General features: G+C 66.4%; 15 protein-coding genes. 6 read left to right on the top strand and 9 right to left on the bottom strand.

Going from position 1 to position 18,549, the window contains the following annotated elements; all coding sequences use genetic code 11:
• The first annotated feature begins 114 nt into the window (after positions 1-114).
• The 3 genes from FQU96_RS27755 to FQU96_RS27745 all read left to right on the top strand — a co-directional run bounded on the left by FQU96_RS27755 (position 115) and on the right by FQU96_RS27745 (position 2,570).
• Positions 115-957 (top strand): CmcJ/NvfI family oxidoreductase, encoded by an 843-nt coding sequence (locus FQU96_RS27755; RefSeq protein ID WP_146544618.1) that lies wholly within the window; start codon positions 115-117, stop codon positions 955-957.
• 223 nt (positions 958-1,180) lie between these two features.
• Positions 1,181-1,543, top strand: coding sequence for a hypothetical protein (locus FQU96_RS27750; protein ID WP_146544617.1), 363 nt, complete (start codon positions 1,181-1,183; stop codon positions 1,541-1,543).
• 109 nt (positions 1,544-1,652) lie between these two features.
• Positions 1,653-2,570: an ROK family protein gene (locus FQU96_RS27745; RefSeq protein WP_146544616.1), complete on the top strand. Its 918-nt coding sequence runs from the start codon at positions 1,653-1,655 to the stop codon at positions 2,568-2,570.
• Positions 2,571-2,601: 31 nt separating this feature from the next.
• Here the strand turns inward: FQU96_RS27745 and FQU96_RS27740 are convergent, their stop codons facing one another.
• Together FQU96_RS27740 and FQU96_RS27735 are read right to left on the bottom strand one after the other, a co-directional pair.
• Positions 2,602-3,426, bottom strand: coding sequence for an EipB family protein (locus FQU96_RS27740; RefSeq protein ID WP_146544615.1), 825 nt, complete (start codon positions 3,424-3,426; stop codon positions 2,602-2,604).
• Positions 3,420-4,190 (bottom strand): cell envelope integrity EipB family protein, encoded by a 771-nt coding sequence (locus FQU96_RS27735; protein WP_146544614.1) that lies wholly within the window; start codon positions 4,188-4,190, stop codon positions 3,420-3,422. Before FQU96_RS27735 ends, FQU96_RS27740 begins: the two co-directional genes overlap by 7 nt.
• Positions 4,191-4,346: 156 nt before the next feature.
• Here FQU96_RS27735 and FQU96_RS27730 point away from each other — a divergent pair, with 156 nt between their 5' ends.
• Positions 4,347-5,324, top strand: a complete 978-nt coding sequence (locus FQU96_RS27730) for a D-glycerate dehydrogenase (RefSeq protein ID WP_146544613.1) — start codon at positions 4,347-4,349, stop codon at positions 5,322-5,324.
• A 123-nt stretch (positions 5,325-5,447) separates the two neighbouring features.
• Here the strand turns inward: FQU96_RS27730 and FQU96_RS27725 are convergent, their stop codons facing one another.
• The 4 genes from FQU96_RS27725 to FQU96_RS27710 form a co-directional block, all read right to left on the bottom strand.
• Positions 5,448-5,990, bottom strand: coding sequence for a hypothetical protein (locus FQU96_RS27725; RefSeq protein ID WP_146544612.1), 543 nt, complete (start codon positions 5,988-5,990; stop codon positions 5,448-5,450).
• A 115-nt stretch (positions 5,991-6,105) separates the two neighbouring features.
• Positions 6,106-7,911, bottom strand: coding sequence for an aspartate--tRNA ligase (gene aspS, locus FQU96_RS27720; RefSeq protein WP_146544611.1), 1,806 nt, complete (start codon positions 7,909-7,911; stop codon positions 6,106-6,108).
• Between the two features lie 254 nt (positions 7,912-8,165).
• Positions 8,166-10,343 (bottom strand): xanthine dehydrogenase family protein molybdopterin-binding subunit, encoded by a 2,178-nt coding sequence (locus tag FQU96_RS27715; protein ID WP_146544610.1) that lies wholly within the window; start codon positions 10,341-10,343, stop codon positions 8,166-8,168.
• 11 nt (positions 10,344-10,354) lie between these two features.
• A complete protein-coding gene (locus tag FQU96_RS27710) occupies positions 10,355-10,816 on the bottom strand; it encodes a (2Fe-2S)-binding protein (protein WP_146544609.1) in 462 nt (153 codons plus the stop codon).
• A gap of 221 nt (positions 10,817-11,037) precedes the next feature.
• On the opposite strand from FQU96_RS27710, the gene rnd reads away from it, so the two are divergent.
• Positions 11,038-12,189: a ribonuclease D gene (rnd, locus tag FQU96_RS27705; RefSeq protein WP_146544608.1), complete on the top strand. Its 1,152-nt coding sequence runs from the start codon at positions 11,038-11,040 to the stop codon at positions 12,187-12,189.
• Positions 12,190-12,192: 3 nt separating this feature from the next.
• On the opposite strand, the gene FQU96_RS27700 is transcribed toward rnd, so the two are convergent.
• Both FQU96_RS27700 and FQU96_RS27695 read right to left on the bottom strand, forming a co-directional pair.
• Positions 12,193-13,650 carry a Ppx/GppA family phosphatase gene (locus FQU96_RS27700; RefSeq protein ID WP_146544607.1) on the bottom strand — a complete coding sequence of 486 codons (1,458 nt, stop codon included), beginning with the start codon at positions 13,648-13,650 and terminating at the stop codon, positions 12,193-12,195.
• 108 nt (positions 13,651-13,758) lie between these two features.
• Entirely contained in the window at positions 13,759-14,850 is a 1,092-nt protein-coding gene (locus FQU96_RS27695; RefSeq protein WP_146544606.1) for a citrate synthase/methylcitrate synthase, read from the bottom strand.
• Positions 14,851-14,939: 89 nt separating this feature from the next.
• Between FQU96_RS27695 and FQU96_RS27690 the strand changes: the two genes are divergently transcribed.
• On the top strand, positions 14,940-16,148 hold the full coding sequence (locus FQU96_RS27690) for a citrate synthase (RefSeq protein ID WP_146544605.1): 1,209 nt from the start codon (positions 14,940-14,942) through the stop codon (positions 16,146-16,148).
• A gap of 47 nt (positions 16,149-16,195) precedes the next feature.
• Here the strand turns inward: FQU96_RS27690 and FQU96_RS27685 are convergent, their stop codons facing one another.
• Positions 16,196-18,319: an RNA degradosome polyphosphate kinase gene (locus FQU96_RS27685; RefSeq protein WP_255468601.1), complete on the bottom strand. Its 2,124-nt coding sequence runs from the start codon at positions 18,317-18,319 to the stop codon at positions 16,196-16,198.
• Positions 18,320-18,549: the final 230 nt, after the last annotated feature.

Below are 18,549 nucleotides of genomic sequence, written 5' to 3'. Positions count from 1 at the left end.
AGAAATGGTTTTTTGACCCGGCGTCCCATCGCAACCATTTTCCGTTCAGCCACGATGCACACGCGCTCGACATGCTGTCGCTGTGTGCCCCATCCGTCGGCAACGGAGAATGCCATGGACAGCACGGCCACATCCCAGATCCGGCAAATCAACGCGCCGCTGAACTATCTCGTGCGAACCGGCGAGCACCCGTACAGCTATCAGTACGAGCCGCCGTCCGGCGTCCCGCTGCGCAGCGGGCAGTATGTCGCCGAGACTGTCACCGTCCGTGACGGACGAGCCCTGGTCGATACCTTGTCGCTCGATCGGCACGGTTTCGAACTGCGAACCCATCCCAGCGCCGTCACGGATTTTACCGACGACGATGCCATCCGCGCCGCCTACTACCCCGAGATCGCGCAACTGGTGAGGGATGCCACCGGCGCAGCGCGCGTGCTGGTGTTCGACCACAACGTCCGGCTGGGTGCTGCCGCGCGGCCCGACGGGATCCGCGAGCCGGTCAAGCGCGTCCACAACGACTACACGGAGACGTCGGCCCCGCAACGCATCCGCGATCTGCTCGGCGACGAGGCCGAGGCCTTGCTGCGCCACCGCTACGCCTTCATCAACGTATGGCGCCCCATCCGCGAACCGGTCCTATCCTCGCCATTGGCGGTGTGCGACGCCCAGAGCGTGGCCCCAGACGACATGATCCCGAGCGAGCTGCGGTATCGCGATCGTACCGGCGAGACCTACGCCTTCGCCTATAGTCCACGGCATCGCTGGTTCTACTTCCCCAAGATGCGACGGAGCGAGGCGTTGTTCCTGAAGTGCTTCGACTCGGCGACCGACGGACGGGCACGGCTGACCGCCCATACGGCATTCGACGACCCCACGATACCCGCCGACGCGCCGCCTCGCGAAAGCATCGAAGCCCGCACCATCGCCTTCTTCACGCCGGACAGCACCGGGCGATAAGCGTCGATCATTCGTGGCAAGGGCCCGATCAGCCGATCGGGCCCTTGCTGCTAGAAGCGGCTTTGCAACGTTTTGCAGTGGAACAGTCACCACTTTGCCACGGCTTGCCTCGCTCTTTCCTTAATCGTGACCCCGCGCTGACCAGATCGACCGCCACGTTCAGGGCTGGCGGAAACATTTGGTGAGTTCCTAACCCACCCGGTCCGCTGAGCGAGGAGACCCAATGACCCGCAAATTCATTGCCGCTGTAATCGCCGCTGTGGTCGGTATCAGCATCGGCATCGCCAGCCCGGCCATGGCCCGCGACGGAAAGCACGGCCGTGACGGCTGGCGCGATCGACATCACAGCCACGACGGATGGGGCGACAAGCGCCACCGGGGCTGGGATCAGGGCCAGCACCGTGGCTGGCGGGACCGCAACCACGATGGGCGCGTCGACTGGCGCGATCGCGGCCGGTACCGGGACCGCAATCACGACGGTCGTGTCGACTGGCGTGACCGGCGGTGGCGCGATCGCAACCACGATGGGCGCGTCGACTGGCGTGACCGCCGCGGCCACCGGCACGACCGGCCGTGGTGGTACTAACGGCTAGCCAGCATCATCGTCTGATCGGGGACAGGCGCGCTCAAGGCGCGCCTGTCCTTTTTTCGTCCCGGGGTTGCGGATTGACGGCAACAAGGGCCTGATCCGGAACATGCGGATCGGCATCGACCTTGGCGGCACCAAGATAGAAGGCATTGTGCTCAGCGACGACGGCAGCGAAATGGCACGCCGACGTATCGCCACGCCGCCGGGCACCTACGACGACATCCTTGTGGCAATCCGCGATCTGGTCACCGGGCTGGAACGGCAGGTCGGAGCACCCTGCTCCGTCGGGGTCGGCACGCCCGGCGCGATCTCACCCGCGACCGGCCTGATCAAGAACGCCAATTCGACCCGCCTGATCGGCCATCCCCTGGATCATGACCTGGAGCGCATGCTGGGGCGCCAGATCCGCGTTGCCAACGATGCCAACTGCTTTGCGGTGTCGGAGGCGACCGATGGTGCCGCGGCGGGTGCCGGTATCGTGTTCGGTGTCATCCTGGGTACGGGCGTGGGCGCCGGCGTGGTGATCGGTGGCCGGCCTATTGCGGGCGCCCAGGCCATCGCCGGGGAATGGGGACATAATCCGCTGCCCGTGCCCTTCGACGATGAACGTCCCGGCCCGCTTTGTTACTGCGGCCGCCATGGCTGCATCGAGACGTGGTTGTCAGGCCCCAGCCTTGCCGGCCAACACGCGGCCCTGACGGGCCATCACCTCGATGCCCCTGGCATCGCAGCCGCGGCCGACGCGGGCGACCTGACGGCTACAGCACTGATCGAACGCTATTGTCACCGCCTGGCGCGCAGCCTGGGAACGGTAATCAATGTGCTCGACCCTGACGTCATCGTCCTCGGCGGCGGCGTGTCGGGCATCGCCGCGCTTTACCGGCGCATACCGGCCTTGTGGCACAACTTCATTTTCAGCGAACCGGCCCATATCCGCACCCGGCTCGTGCCGCCGCGTCATGGCGACAGCAGCGGTGTGCGCGGCGCTGCATGGCTCTGGCCGAAATCCCCGGACCCTGCGTAGGCCCGGCGCCCGGCCGCTTCTCCGGAGGCGTTCAGCACTCCGGCTTGGGCAGCGCTTCGATGCGAATCAGGCGGTATTCCAGGCGCAGTTCGCCCTGTTCGTGAGTGCCCCAGATTTCGATGCCGTTGTCGAGGGTCACGCTGCTCAACTCGTGCCGCGGTTCGCCAGTCGACGTGGCTTCCTCATCGTAGAAAGCGGCATGGAAATAGAAGCGGTCGCGCCCCTCGACCAGGCTGCGATCACCTTGCGGCAGCGGCAGGTCGGCCACGCGCCGCGGCGGCTTGCCCAGCAGCACGGAAACCGATTGCGGCGCCTCCGGCTTGTCGCCGATGAAGAAACGAGCCTCGAAGCCGGTCTCGCCGTCGCGCGCCGCCTTGACCGTGCGGCGCATGATGGAGATCGGGAACAACGTGCCGGCCGGAATCGGGACAACCCGCCCGGTCGGCTGGCTGAAGCGCGCCTGCCCATGGCCCTCGTCGCCCGGTATCACCTCACCGCGAACTTCGGGCTCGCTTTTGCCGTCCAGCGAACTCTTGTGAGAAAACCGGTAGCGCTTGCCATCGGCCGATTCCGAGCCGGTCGAGGTCTGGTCGATCTCCGCCGAACCGGACGGCGAGCGGGCCTCGAACCGCAGCCGCTGTTCGAACTTCAGACCACCGCCACATTCACCTTGGAGGCGAAACGCGTAGGTGCCACGCACCTCGGGTGGCGACGCTCCGGCGGACGCCCGGCCGGTGACGATCTCGTAGACTGCCAGGTGCGGCGTCATCTCCTGCGCCGACGCCGATACCGTGACACCGGCACTCGTCAACCACGCCGCGGCGGCGGCTACTCGCAAGCAAGAATGGATCAGCATTTCGGCCTCGGTAGCGCCTCGATGCGCTGCAGCTTCGCGTCGAGGGCGAAGTCGCCATAGTCCAGCACCATCGAGCGGGCAATGCCGTTCGCCAGCAGGTCCATGGACACCTCGTACTCAGGCTGACCCGCCTGGTCGTCTGCGGGAAAGAAGGCCAGCCGGACAGTCCACGCCGGCTGATTGCGCAGCAGCACGACATCGCCCTTGGGTGCCGCTCCCGCCACCGGCCTGGGCGCCCTGCCGATCACAGCGTTGACCTTGAAGGCGCCATCAAGCCGGGCGCCGTCGAAGACGTTGTAGGCGACAACCTTCTCGCCGACCTTGGCATGCTCGATGAGGCGCGACAGATGCGCCATGGGAAACGTGGTGCCGGCCGGCAAGTCGAAGCTGCGCGGCTCGGGCAACGTGAAACTGGCCCGTCCGGGACCACCCTGAACGACCTCGGCCACACCCCGCAGTTCCTCCTCCACCTCGCCGTTCTGTGTGTTGCGCACGCTGAACTGCATGCTGGAGCCGTCCTTCGCCTCAAAACTGGTGAAGGCTGAATCGGTAACGAATTCTTCGGTATCAGGCCGCAGGAATGTCAGTCGGATGCGCTGCTTGGTTTCCCAGGCATCGCAGGCGTCGACCGACTCCATCACCATCAGGCCGCGGACATCGATCACCCCCACGGCCCGTCGGCCGGGGTTGAGGCGCATCTCATAGGTGGCCCGGTGCGGTACCAGGTCGGCCGCCGCTGTTGCATCCGCGAACGCGACCAGCAACGCCCCCGCGGCAGCCAAATCGCGAAGGGGACGACAAATTGTAGCGAAAATCGACAATCCTTACGCCGCATGTTGAGGTGGGCGCCTTCCTTGCTAAGGTAGACGTTAGCGATCAAAAGTCGAGTCGTAACGCATCGCAAAACCCACAGGAGCGCCATGTCCGACCACAAACCACGGGTCCTGGCCACGCGACTTTTCCCACCTGCCGTCGAAGCCCGTCTGCAGGCCAACTTCGATGCCGTGCTCAACCCACGCGATGTGGTCTACGACGCCGATCAGCTGGTCCAGGCTGCCGATGGTTGCACGGGACTGATGTGTGCCGCCGGCGATGCGCTTAACGCAGCGGCGATCGCCCGGTTCCCCGATACGCTGCGCATCATCGCAACTTTTTCTGTCGGCTATGAGCACATCGACGTTGCCGCCGCCGCCAAGCGCGGCATCGTCGTAACCAACACGCCCGACGTGCTGACCGACGCCACGGCCGACATCACGCTGCTGTGCCTGCTGGGTGCCGCGCGCCGGGCACAGGAAGGCATCGACATGCTGCGCGGGCGGCGCTGGGAGGGCTGGGCTCCAACTCAGCTCATGGGCACGCATGTTACCGGCAAGCGCCTGGGCATTGTCGGCATGGGCCGTATCGGTCAAGCGGTTGCCGATCGGGCCCGGGCGTTTCGCATGACCATTCACTACAGCAATCGCCGCCGCCTTCCCCCTGATCAGGAAAACGGCGCGATCTTCCACGCCGACCCCGAGGCGATGCTGGGGCACTGCGACTTCCTGTCACTCAATTGTCCGCTGACGGCAGACACCCGCCACTGGCTCAACGCCGCCCGCATCGCCCGCCTGCCCGATGGTGCCATTGTCGTGAACACCGCACGCGGTCCCGTGGTCGATGACGCAGCGCTGATCGCCGCCGTGCGCAGCGGCAAACTGGCATCCGTCGGCCTCGACGTGTTCGACGGCGAACCCAGGCTGAACCCGGGCTACCACGACCTGCCCACCGCTTTCCTGTTACCGCACATGGGCTCGGCGACCTTGGAAACCCGCAACGCCATGGGCTTCCGGGCGCTCGACAATCTGGAGGCACTGCTGCTGCGCGGGGAGACCCCGCCCCATGTCGTGACGGTGGCGTAGTTCCCGGAATCACGTGTCCCTGATACAGCTGTCATCCCGAGGCACACTCTAGCGATAGTCGGTAGTAGGCGGCTCACAAGGCCGGCGAGACGCCCGCGCTCCCCGCCATCGCGAGCGGATGCACTAACGACGCTTCACGCTGGCCGCCGGCCGGCTCTTGGAGACAACCCTGACCTTGCCGGCCGGGCGAGTGGCGCGCGTGCGTGTGGAGGCCGGCTTGGGAGCGACAGCCGCAGGCGTCGGCGCCAACACCGGCGGTGGCGCCGCTGCGGCAGGCGCTTCCATGTTCGCAGCGGGTGCCCACGCCTGCAGCGCATCCTTCGCGTCGGTACCCGTCAACATCCGGCCGCCCTGGCGCGGCGCGGTATAGACAGTAACCATGCCGCCTTCGCCGACTTCGCGGAAGGGCGCGTCGTAGTCGACGTCGTAGGGGTTGCCTTCGCCGGGCTTGTAGTCGGCGCACATCTCGCGGCCCTTGACCACTCGCCACATGGCGCAGTCCTTGCCGGCGCTGATCGACAGCAGGTGATCCGTGCCGGCCTTCTCCGTGGTCACCAGCAGGGCGCCGTCGAGCGCATAGGAAGCGGCGGACACGGCGATCGGGATGGCACACCCACCCAGCCACAGCGGCATCGACGCCACAACCAGGATCCCAAGCAGCCGCACGCCACCCTCATAAACTCATACTTTAGATTAGAATATCACAATATCCTTATGATAAGAAATGATTTTACCACCCCCTGATGATGCTGCTTACGTGAGGCAATGTGATATCGCCTCCCTATTCCGCCTTCTTCGGCGGCAGCTGGACACGCACGTGCGCGTCGCGCAGCCGCTCGGGCGGCACCTCGGCGGGCGCGTCCATCATCAGGTCCATCGCCTGCTGGTTCATCGGGAAGGTGATGACCTCGCGGATATTGGGCTCGTCGGCCAGCAGCATGACGATTCGATCGACACCGGGCGCCGCACCGCCGTGCGGCGGCGCGCCATAACGGAAGGCGTTGAGCATGCCGCCGAAGCGCTGCTCGACATCCTCCCGGCTGTAGCCGGCAATGCCGAAGGCCTTGTACATGATCTCCGGCTTGTGGTTCCGGATCGCCCCCGAGCACAATTCGATGCCGTTGCAGACGATATCGTACTGCCAGGCCTTGATGGTCAGCGGATCCTCTTTCTCCAGCGCGTCCAACCCGCCTTGCGGCATGGAGAACGGGTTGTGGCTGAAGTCGATCTTGTTGCCGTTCTTCTCGTCGAGCTCGAACATCGGGAAGTCGACGATCCAGCAGAACCTGAAGGCGCCCTTCTCGATCAGGTCCATTTCCTGGCCGACCCGGGTCCGTACCTGGCCGGCGAACTTCCAGGCCGCTTCCTTCTTGTCGGCAACGAAGAACACGGCATCGCCGTCCTGCGCCCCCGTCAGGGCCTTCAGCTTTTCCAGACGTGGCGCGTCGACGAACTTCGCGATCGGTCCCTTGCCGCTGCCGGCCTCGAGCACGATGTAGCCCAGGCCCGGCTTGCCTTCACCCTGGGCCCACGCATTCAGCTTGTCGAAGAAGCTGCGCGGCTGCGCCGCGGCATTGGGCGCCCGGATGGCGCGCACGACGCCGCCCGTGGCCACGATCGAGGCAAACACCTTGAAGGTCGAGCCGGCGAACACCTCGCTGATGTCGCTGACCAGCAGCGGGTTGCGCAGGTCGGGCTTGTCGGTGCCGTATTTCAGCAGCGCCTCTTCGTAGGGAATGCGCGGGAACGGCGATGCCGACACCTGCCAGGGCTTGTCCTTGCCAAAGCCGGCGAACTCCTCGAACACGCCGTGCAGAACAGGCTCGATGGCGGCGAACACGTCGTCCTGGGTGACGTAGCTCATCTCGAAATCAAGCTGGTAGAACTCACCCGGCGCGCGGTCGGCCCGCGCATCCTCGTCGCGGAAGCAGGGCGCGATCTGGAAGTAGCGGTCGAAACCCGACACCATCAGCAGCTGCTTGAACATCTGCGGCGCCTGCGGCAGGGCGTAGAACTTGCCGGGATGCAGGCGGCTGGGCACCAGGTACGAGCGTGCACCCTCGGGGCTGTCGGCGGTCAGGATCGGGGTCTGGAACTCGGTGAAGCCCTGCTCGATCATGCGCCGCCGCAGGCTCGCGATCACCTGGCTGCGCAGCATGATGTTGCGATGCAGCTTGTCCTTGCGCAGGTCGAGGAAGCGGTACTTCAGCCGCAGCTCCTCGGGCGTGGTGTCGTTCTCGACATAGACCGGGATCGGCAGCGGATCGGCCATCGACTGCACGACGACGTCAGCGGCATGGATCTCGATCTCGCCGGTCGGCAGCTTGGCGTTGATGGTCGAGGGCTCACGCTTCACCACCTTGCCGGTGATGGTGATCACGCTCTCGCTGCGCACGGCCTCGGCCTGGGCGAACGCAGCGGCCGAGACGTCGAACACGACCTGGGTGACGCCGTAATGGTCGCGCAGGTCGATGAACAGCAGGCCGCCATGGTCGCGTTTGCGCTGCACCCAGCCGGAGACCCGCACGGTCTGGCCGACATGCTCGGCGCGGAGCTGCCCGCAGGTATGGGTGCGATAGGCGTGCATGAACATCGTCCTCGTGATCCCGGACGATGCGCCGGCGCAAAACGCGCTGTCCTCACCCCCGGACCGGAAATCGGAAGCCGGGAAAAGGCACAGATTCGCGGCTGAAGTCAACCGCAGCGCATACGTTCGCCGGATGGCAGGCGAAGGTGCCCGAAGGGCGGATGGGGGTGGCCCTTACGCACCACGCCCGCACTGACGCCCCCATCCGGCGCTGCGCGCCACCTTCCCCCGCGAAGCGGGGGAAGGTACTGGCCTTACGACACCTGGACGCCCTGGCTGGCCAGCGGCAGGGCGCGGATGCGCTTGCCGGTGGCGGCGAAGATGGCATTCGCCACCGCCGGCCCGATCGGCGGCACGCCGGGCTCGCCGACGCCGGTCGGCGTCTGGGCCGAGGGCAGGATGTGCACCTCGACTCGTGGCATCTGCTCGATGCGCAGCGGTGTGTAGTCGTGGAAGTTCGACTGCTCGACCGCACCGCCCTTCAAGGTGATGGCCTCGGCGAAGATCGACGACAGGCCGAAGCCGATGCCGCCTTCCATCTGGGCCCGCACCACGTCGGGATTGACGGCAATACCGCAATCGACGGCGCACACGACGCGATCGACCGTCACCTTGCCCTTGTCGTCGACCGTCACCTCGGCGACCTGCGCCACATAGGAGTTGAACGACTCGTGCACGGCGATACCCCTGCCCTTGCCTTTGGCCAGCGGCTTGCCCCAGCCGGCCTTCTCGGCCGCGAGGTTCAGCACGGCGAGGTGACGCGGATGCTTGGCCAGCAGGGACCGGCGCAGCACGACCGGATCCTTGTTGGCCGCACGCGCCAGTTCGTCCATGAACACCTCGGTCGAGTAGGCCGTGTGCGTGCTGCCGACCGAGCGCCACCACAACACCGGCACGCCCACCTGCGTGGTGTGCAGATCGACGTGAAGGTTGGGAATGGCGTAGGGCAAGGTCGAAGCACCCTCGACCGAGGTGGCATCGACGCCGTTCTTCACCAGGCCGCCCTCGAACGGCGTGCCGGCGACGATCGACTGGCCGACGATGCGGTGCTGCCAGCCGACAATGTTGCCCTGCGCGTCGAGGCCAGCCCGTAGGCGGTGGAAGTACATCGGCCGATAGCGGCCGCCCCGGATGTCGTCCTCGCGGGTCCACACCAGGCGGATGGGCTTGCCGGTCGCCTTGGCGATGGTCACGCCCTCGACGATGTAATCGGAAACGGCATTGGCGCGGCGGCCGAAGCTGCCGCCGGCAAACAGCGTGTTGATCACCACGCGATCGGGCGACAGCCCCGCCGCCTTGGCGGCGTTGATCTGATCAATCGTCTGGAACTGATCGCCAGCCCAGATTTCGCAGGAATCGGCTGACAGGCGCACGACGCAGGTCAACGGTTCCATGGGCGTGTGTGCCAGGTAGGGAAACTCGAAGTCGGCCTCGACGGTTTTGACCGCCCGTTTGATCGCAGCTTCGGCGTCCCCAGCCGTCTTGGCGACCGTGCCGGGTTTGGCCGCGAGTTCCTTGTAGGACGCCATGATCGCGGCGCTGTCGCGCTTTTCGGCGGCGCTGTCATCCCATGTCACGGCCAGCGCCTCGCGTCCCTTGATCGCGGCCCATGTGTTGGCCGCCACCACCGCCACGCCGGCCGGAATCTGCACCACGTCGACGACGCCCGGCACCTGCTTGGCCCGGGTGGCGTCGAAAGAAGCCAGCGTGGCGCCGAACAGCGGCGCCCGCTGCACGACGGCCACCAGTGCGTCGGGGATGCGCTGGTCGATCGCGAACACTGCCGTGCCCGTGCTTTTCGCCTGCACGTCCAGCCGCGGCGTCTCCTTGCCGATCAGCCGGAAGATCTTGGGATCCTTCAACGGCGGATCTGCCGGTGGCGTCTCCTTGGCCGCCAGTTCGACCAGTTCGCCGAAGGTCGCGCGCTTGCCCGATCGCAGGCTCACGACGCCGCGCTCGACCTTGATCTGACCCACCGGCACGTTCCAGCTCTTGGCCGCCGCCGCGACCAGCATCGCGCGCGCCGCAGCACCGGCCTTGCGCAGCTGCATCCAGGAATTATGGATCGACGAACTGCCACCGGTACCCTGCACCGTGCCGCCCCAATCAATATTGCCGTAGACCTTGCCATCGGCCGGCGCCGCCACGACCTTCACATTGGCCCAGTCGGCATCGAGTTCTTCGGCCAGGACGGTCGCCAGACCGGTGTGGGAGCCCTGCCCCATCTCCAGGTGCTTGGCAAACACCGTCACCGAGTTGTCCTTGCCGATACGCACGAACGCATTCGGCGCCAGCGCGCCATCCGCCGTCAGCATCTGTGCTTTGGCCGGGCGCCAGTGAAAGCCGACCACCAGAGCTGCGCCGCCGACCGCGGCGCCGGCGAGGAAGCCACGCCGACCGGCGGCGACTTGTGTGTCGATACGACCCAACATGTGATCCTCCCTCAGCCCTGCAGGCTCTTGGCTGCCGTATGGATGGCGGCACGAATCCGCTGGTAGGTCGCACATCGACAGATGTTGCCGTTCATCGCCGCATCGATATCAGCATCGGTGGGTTTGGCGTTCTGCGTCAGCAACGCCGTGGCCGACATGATCTGGCCGGACTGGCAATAGCCGCATTGCGGCACTTCAAGCCGCACCCAGGCGGCCTGCACAGCCTGCGCGGCCTTGCTCTGCAGACCTTCGATGGTGGTGATCTTCTGGCCCGACACCGCCGACACCGGCGTGATACAGGAGCGGATCGGCTGGCCATCGGCGTGCACCGTACAGGCGCCGCACTGGGCCATGCCACAGCCGAACTTGGTGCCGGTCAGGCCGACGACGTCGCGGATCGCCCACAGGAGCGGCATGTCCTCAGGCACGTCCAGCGACAGGTCCTTGCCATTGAGTGAAATGGAAACAGCCATGCTTCCTCCGAAATCCGGGTGATGGATGCGCGCGGCATCGCTCCAGTCTCTGTCCGAAAAGCGAGGCATCCGCGCATCGCTGCGGCAAGAAATGGGCACTGCCGACACGGCTGCCAACCGTACGATCACGAGCCGGTGAAGAATGCGAAACCCAGGGATGTCTGCGTATCGGTGCGCGAAGCCTTCCCGGACCCCCGACAACCGGCTATACAGCGGCCAGTATGCAGTTGATCACCACCACAGACGCACTGGCGGCGTTCTGCGATCGCCTGGGCGAAGCCGAGTACGTCACCGTCGACACCGAGTTCATGCGCGAGCGGACCTACTGGCCGCAGCTCTGTCTCGTGCAACTTGGCGGGCCCGATGAGGCAGCCGCCATCGACTCCATGGCACCGGGCATCGAGCTGGGCCCGCTGTTCGCGGTGCTCGACAACCCGAGCGTGCTCAAGGTTTTCCATGCCGCACGGCAGGACCTCGAGATCTTCTTCAACCTGACGGGTCGGTTGCCCAACCCGATCTTCGACACCCAGGTCGCGGCGATGGTCTGCGGCTTCGGCGATCAGGTCGCCTACGATACGCTGGCCGCGCGTATGGCCAAGGCGCGCATCGACAAATCCAGCCGCTTCACCGACTGGAGCCGCCGGCCGCTCAGCGAGAAGCAACTCCACTATGCGCTGGCCGACGTCACGCACCTGCGCGTCGTCTACGAGAAGCTGCGCGACCGCCTGGAGAAGACGCACCGCAGCGCCTGGATCGCCGAAGAAATGGCGATCCTGCGCGATCCCGCCACGTTCCAGGTCCAGCCCGAGCAGGCCTGGCGGCGGCTCAAGCCGCGCAACCCCACGCCGCGGGCCCTGGCGGTCCTGCGAGAGCTCGCTGCTTGGCGCGAGCGCGAGGCGCAGCGGGTCGACGTGCCGCGCCAGCGCATCCTGCGCGACGAGCAGATCCTGGAGATCGCTTCCCACGTGCCGAAGTCGGTTGCCGAGCTGGCGCATACGCGCGGGCTGGGCAAGGGATTCGTCGAAGGCAAGCAGGGCCAGGCCGTGCTTGAAATCGTCGAGCGCGCGCTGGCCATTCCCGAGTCGGAACTGCCGCCGCGTGAGCGGCCGGCGGAAGCGCTTCAGGTGCCGGGCGCCGTCGTCGACCTGCTCAAAGTGCTGCTGCGGTTGCGCTGCGATGCCATGGGTGTCGCCACACGCCTGGTCGCGTCATCCGATGACCTCGACCGGCTGGCCGCCGGCAAACGCGATCCGGACTGCCTGCACGGCTGGCGTGCCGAGATTTTCGGCAACGACGCCTTGCGCCTGATCGCCGGCGAACTGGCCCTCGTCCTCAAAGGCGATAAGATCCAGCTGATCGACGTCGTGGCCTAGCGCTTACGCAAACACGACTTCGTGGCGTAAATCGAAAGCCGCGGCGACGGCGGCCATGCGGCGGCCGGTGACGTCGCCGAGCTGATTGCGCAGCGCCACGGGAACCACCAGTTCGATCGCCTTCTCGGAGCGCCGCAGGGCGATCTGCGACAACAGCCCGGGCGCGCCGCCAGAAAGGTTGTAGGCTAGGCGCAACGCGGTGCCGAGGCGACGCGCGAAGCGTTGCTCCTCGATCGTGGTCACCGTGAGGGCGGTCGCCACGGTCTTGTCCTTGATGTTGCTGTCGTAGCGCCAGGCCATGGTCAGCGCCAACGTGGCGCGTTCGTGATGATCCATGCCCGGCGCCGGCAGCTGCAGCACCCGCTCATAAGCCATGACAGCCCGATAATCGGGATGATCGTCCCAGCCGATGTCGCTCAAGTGCGCCGCGGCCAGACGCAGGATGCGTTCGCTGGTGCTTTCACCGGCAAAAATCGGTGTCAACCAGTCGAAGATCTCGACCGGCGACAGCGTGAACCGCCGCCAGTGGGCGCCTTCATCCTCGGCAAAAGCGATCAGCGGATGGCGCGCCTTCTCGGCTTCGGGCAGCTGGGAAAAATAGAATCCCTCGCGCAGGCCGAAGGCGGAGAACACGATCTGCCGCGGTTTCAGTGCGCCGATCACCCGTTCCAGCGCGAGCGCCGCCAACGGCAGGCTCTCCAGCCGGCGCTTGGAGACACCGGCCATCTTCTCCAGCGACTTCGAACTCTGGCTGGCGATGATGTGGGCCAGTTCGCGCACGGCCTCGGCCGGAATCGCATACTGGTGGATGATGTGGAGCGGGTAGTCGGTCTTCTCCATATGCAGGCGCGCAAAGGCACGCCAGGCCCCACCCACCGGATAGAACGTGCGGCCGCGGAACTGATCGAGCCATCCGACATCGGCAATCGCCTGCTCCACGGCACGCTTGGGATCGCGGCCAGCCGTCAGCAGCCGCAGCGGGCCGATCGGCAACGTGGTCGACGGCCCCAGCCTGTCGCCCGACAGGCCGACCAGTTCGAGGCTGCCGCCGCCCAGGTCGCCCATCACGCCGTCGACTACGGGAATGCCGCACATGACGCCGAGGCCGGACAGCCGGGCTTCCTCGTCGCCGCTGATGATGCGGGTGCTGATGCCGGTCAGCGCGCCGATGCGGCGCACGAAGTCGGCGCCGTCACTGGCGTCGCGCACGGCCGCGGTGGCCAGCAGATCAAGGCGCGCCACCTGCATATTGCGCGCCAGTGCGGCAAAACGCTCGATATTGGCCAGGGCCAGTTCGACGCCCGCGGAGTGCAGGCGACCGGTCACATCCAGCTCGCGGGCCAGCCCGCACAGCACCTTTTCATTGAAAACGGGTAGCGGCGAGCGGTTGGCTCGCTCGTAGACGACCAGACGGATCGAGTTCGATCCGATGTCGATGATGGCGACGCGCCCGCTGTGCATGGCGGGCGTTGCATAGCCGAAAACTTTTGCCGATGGCAGCAGGAAAAACCGCCGCAGTCCAAAAGGGCCGCGGCGTCGGAACGTCGCGGCCCCTTTGTCACATCTCCGTCATGCCGCCTGCCGCGGCGTCGGACCGACATAGCGCGACAGCGGCCGGATGATGCGGCCGCCCCGCTCCTGCTCGAATATATGGGCGCACCAGCCGATGGCCCGGCCGACCGCGAACAGCGGCGTGAAGGCACCTCGCGGGATGCCGACCGCCTCCAGCGCCAGCGCGGTGTAGAATTCGACGTTGGTATCCAGGCGCCGACCAGGCTTCAGGCGCCGCAGCGTGGCCAGGGCCTGGCGTTCGACCTCGGCGGCGAAAGCCAGGCGCCCCGGGGCTGGGCCCAGGTCCCGCACGACCTGTTTCAGCACATCCGCCCGCGGATCGCGCACCTTGTAGATGCGGTGGCCGAACCCCATCAGGCGGCTGCCATCGACAACGGCCTTCTCCAGCCACGGACCGATATTGTCGAACGTGCCGATCTCGTCGAGCATGTCGAGCACGGGCCCCGGTGCCCCACCGTGCAGCGGCCCTTTCAGGGCGCACAGGCCACCGATCACCGCCGAGATCAGCCCGGCCTGGGTCGACGCGATCACCCGCGCGGCGAAGGTCGAGGCGTTGAAGCCATGATCGGCCACGGTGGCGAGGTAGATGTCGAGCGCGCGCACATGGGCTGCCGGTGCCGCGCTATCGCGCAGCATGTGCAGCAGATCAGCGGCGGTGCCCAGCGTCGGGTCCGGCGCCACGGGCGCCTCCCCCGTGCCGTGGCGCAGCAGGGCGGCAAGGTAGACCGGCAGGGCACCGCAGACCCGCAGGTGTGCCGGCAGTTCATCCTGATCCGGCAGCATCGCCAGGCCGACGCGCAACGCCTCGATCGGCGTGAGCCGGCCGGCAACCGACAGCAGCCCGGGTACGAGGGCGAACGCCGCCTGCCGTGCCGCGCCGAGGTCCCGCCGCACGGCCGTCGCATCACCGCCGCCCGCCGCGAAGCCGTCCCACAACAAAGCCGCCACATCTTCCAGGCCGCCATGTCGGACGAGGTCCTCGATCGGGTGGCCACGCACGATCAATGTGCCCGCCTCCCCGTCGACGTGGCTGAGCACCGTCTCGCCGGCCATCACGCCGTCGAGGCCATCATTGTGTCCGACCTTCATCTCGCCCTCCTTGCAGCTAACCGCACAAGGCAGACTTGATATTGGTCAATTATATTGTCAATTTTGAATATATTGATCAATATATTGACATGACGGATCAATCTTTACTGACAGCCGCTGAGGCTGCGGCGGCACTCGGCGTCAACCGGCAGACGCTCTACGCCTACGTCAGTCGCGGCATGGTGCGATCCGAGGACACCGCCGCCGGTCGCGAGCGACGATACCGTGCCGAGGACATCCGCACGCTGGCGGAGCGCAAGGCGCGCGGCCGCGGTGCCGAGGCCGTGGCGGGCCAGGCGCTTCATTTCGGAACGCCGGTCCTCGATTCCAGCCTGACCCTCATCGAGGCTGACCGCCTGCTCTATCGCGGCAAGGATGCCTGCAGACTGGCCGAGAGAGCCGGCCTGGAGCAGGTCGGGCGACTGCTGTGGGACGTCGCCATCGACCCGTTCGCCGCGCCCGAAAGCCTGCCAGTGGTCGGCACGTCGCTGCGAACGACCTGGCCCGGCGCCGCCGCTTTTGCCCCCATCGACCGCTGCCTGGCCGTCCTGCCGGTGGCCGCCGCCAGTGACACGCGGGCCTTTGCCCGCGATCCGATGGCGACGGCGACCACCGGTGCCCGCGTCGTGCGTCTGCTGGCCGGCGCCATTTGCGGCCGGCTGCCCACGGCCGCGCCTGTTCATCAGCAGCTGGCCGAAGCCTGGGGCCTCGATGAGCACGGCGCCGACCTTGCCCGCGCCGCCCTCGTGTTGAGCGCGGACCATGAACTCAACGCCTCGACGTTCGCCGTGCGCATCGCGACGTCGACCGGGGTCACGCCGTGGGGCGCCGTCATCGCCGGCCTGGCCGTCCTGCAGGGCCCCTACCACGGCGGCATGACACGGCGCGTCAACGAGCTCTTCACCGTCCTGCACGACGCACCCGATATCGAAGCTGCCCTGGTCGAGCGGATCCAGAGCGGGGCCCGGGTGCCGGGTTTCGGCCATCGCCTCTATCCAGCGGGCGACGTGCGGGCGCGCTTCCTGCTGGACCGTCTTTATCACCGCGTCGGCGATCGCCCCGAGACGCGCTTGGTGCGCCGCATGGTCGAGGCCGGCGCGCGCGTGCTGGGCGAGCCGCCGACCATCGATGTGGCGCTGGTGGCGATTGAACGGGCCTGCGCCCTGCCCAAGGGCGCAGCGCTCGCGCTATTCCTGTTGGGCCGCTCTGTCGGCTGGATCGCGCATCTGCTGGAGCAACGCGCCAGCGACCACATCATCCGGCCCCGCGCCCGCTACGTCGGCCCACGGCCGGACTGAGTGGATCTCTTTCGGAACGCGCGTCCACGCGCGCGGTCCGAAATAAATCAGGCTTCGTCGAGGACCAGGCGCGGGACGGCGCTCGACGCGGCCTTGAGCGCGCTGCCGCGGCCCGACAGTGACGGATTGGTCATGAAATACGTGTGGGCGCTGAAGGCATCGGCCGGCGACGGGCGACGGCTGTAGCGCCCGTCCGATGCCAAGTCCCAGGACTGCGCCTCGTCCTTGAGATTGGCGACCATGATCTGCTCCAGGATCTGCTGGTGCACGGTCGGATTCTCGACCGGGATCAGCACCTCGACGCGGCGATCGAGGTTGCGCGGCATCCAGTCAGCCGAGGACATGAACACGTTGGCGTGTCGCGACGGCAAGCGGTGGCCGTTGCCGAAGCAGACGATGCGGCAATGCTCCAGGAACCGGCCGATGATGCTTTTGACGCGGATGTTCTCGCTCAGACCCGGCACACCGGGGCGCAGGCAGCAGATGCCACGGATCACGAGATCGATCTGCACGCCGGCGCGCGATGCGCGGTAGAGCGCGTCGATGATGTGCGGGTCGACCAGCGAATTCATCTTGGCCCAGATCGCTGCCGGCTTGCCGGCCTTGGCGTTCTCGATCTCGCGGTCGATCATGCGCATTAGCTTGTCGCGCAGCATGGTCGGCGAGACGGCGATCTTCTCCATCTTCTCGGGCTGGGCATAGCCCGTCATATAGTTGAAGAGCTTCGCGGCATCGCGGCCCATGGCCGGATCGCAGGTGAAGAACGACACGTCGGTGTAGATGCGCGCCGTCACGGGATGATAGTTGCCCGTGCCGAAATGCACATAGGTGCGCGTACCGCTACTCTCGCGCCGCACGACCATCGAGACCTTGGCGTGGGTCTTGAGATCGATGAAGCCGTAGACCACCTGCACGCCGGCCCGCTCCATGTCCTGCGCCCAGCGGATGTTGGCTTCCTCGTCGAAGCGCGCTTTCAGCTCGACCAGGGCGGTTACCGTCTTGCCGGCTTCGGCCGCCTCGATCAGCGCCTTGACGATCGGCGAGTCCTTGCTGGTGCGGTACAGCGTCTGCTTGATGGCGATCACGGCCGGATCGCGCGTCGCCTGGCGCAGGAACTGCACCACCACATCGAAGCTTTCATACGGATGATGCACTACGAGGTCCTTGGCGCGAATGGCCGCGAAAGAATCGCCGCCGAAGTCGCGGATGCGCTCGGGAAAGCGCGGCTCGTAGGGCTTGAACTTCAGGTCAGGCCGGTCGTCGACGATCAGTGCCGACACGTCGCCGATATTGAGGATCCGGTCGAGTTCAAACACATCGACGGTGCCACGCGTGAGCTCGAGCTGATCGAACAGGAAGCCGCGCAGCGCCTCGGGCATATCGGCATTGACCGAAATCGACACCACTTCGCCGCGCCGCCGCCGCTTGAGCGCCGACTGGTAGATCTGCACCAGGTCCTCGGCCTCTTCGTTGATCTCGACGTCGCTGTCGCGGATGAGCCGGAAGCGACCGCGATGGACCACGGCGTGCCCCGGGAACAACCGGTCGAGGAAGAGTTGGATGAGCTCCTCAAGCGGCAGGAAGCGGATCGACGGACCCGGCAGGCGTACGAAACGATCGATCTGCGGCGGCAGCGGCAGCAGCGCCATCAGCGTGCGTTTGCCCTGCACGCGGCGCAGTTGCAGGATCTCGCAGAAGCCGAGGTTCTGGATGAACGGAAAGGGATGCGCCGGATCGACGGCCAGCGGCGTCAGGACCGGGAACACATGCTCGGTGAAATAGTCGCTGAGCCAGGCGCGTTCGGCTTCGGTGATTTCGCTGTCGTCGAGCACGGCGATGTCGCACTGGCGCAGCTCCTGGCGCAGCGCGTCCCATACGTTCTGCTGCGTATGCATCAGGTCGGTGGCCGCAGCGCGGATCGCGGCGAGTTGCTCGGCTGGCGTCAGGCCGTCGTCCGACAGCAGATTGGCGCGGGTCGGCAGCATGTCGCGCAGACCGGCGACGCGCACCATGTAGAATTCATCGAGGTTGTTGGCCGAGATCGACAGGAAGCGCACCCGCTCCAGCAGCGGATGGCGTGGATTGCTCGCCTCCTCCAGCACGCGGGTGTTGAAGGCCAACCATGACAATTCGCGATTGATGAACCGCCGTGGCGAATCGGGCGCGGGCAATGTTGCAGGCGCGGCCTGGGCCGCATTGTTCGTTGACGCGACTTCCGACACTGCCGCCTGTGACACTGGCGCGTTCACCGTTGACCTCGCTTTCGCCGGCTCGTGCACGGCGCTCTCCACAATTATAGTAGCCCGCTCCCGGTGGCAAAGTCATGACACCCATCGACCTTACCGAAATCTGCCACGGCGCGCAGAAATGCATTGATGGCTGCTTTGTGGGACCTATGCTG

Origin of the sequence: Reyranella sp. CPCC 100927, assembly GCF_007859315.1 — a bacterium.
Taxonomy (GTDB): Bacteria; Pseudomonadota; Alphaproteobacteria; order Reyranellales; family Reyranellaceae; genus Vineibacter.
This window is presented reverse-complemented; position numbering and strand designations above follow the sequence as displayed.